The organism is Desertibacillus haloalkaliphilus, assembly GCF_019039105.1.
In the GTDB taxonomy this organism is placed as follows: Bacteria; Bacillota; Bacilli; order Bacillales; family KJ1-10-99; genus Desertibacillus; species Desertibacillus haloalkaliphilus.
The window spans coordinates 1-390 of sequence record NZ_JAHPIV010000280.1 but is presented as its reverse complement, the minus strand read 5'-3'; the positions used below and the strand labels follow the sequence as shown (position 1 = coordinate 390).

1 protein-coding gene is annotated in these 390 nt (G+C 42.6%); it reads right to left on the bottom strand.

All coding sequences use genetic code 11. The features are described from left to right. Nucleotides 1–127 precede the first annotated feature (127 nt). A partial coding sequence (locus KH400_RS21925) for a sugar-binding domain-containing protein (protein ID WP_217228239.1) occupies nt 128–390 on the bottom strand: 263 nt, incomplete at its 5' end.

Below are 390 nucleotides of genomic sequence, written 5' to 3'. Positions count from 1 at the left end.
GCATCAGACGAATCAAAGTTCGCCACTGGTGCAGAGTTCGTCATCGACGGTGGATACACAGCTCAATAATTTTATGACGAAAGAACCCGCAAATTCGGTTATGAATTTGCGGGTTCTTTTTGGCATGCTACAGCTGTTTCAGTTGTTCAATTAGAACATCAGCTTTACTCTCTCTTAACACTCTAAAAGCAACCGACTCACTCATGATGAGTTCAGTGATGAGATGGCCTCGTAAGGCGCCACGGATAGCCAATGATTTTGATTTGTCTTGTGCTAACGCGACACGCCTTGGTACAGACATAATTTCTTCTAGTGATAATCCAACGATTTTGTCATTCTGGATATTGAGTATATTGCCGTTTTCGTCGTAAGGGCGACCGTATATATAAC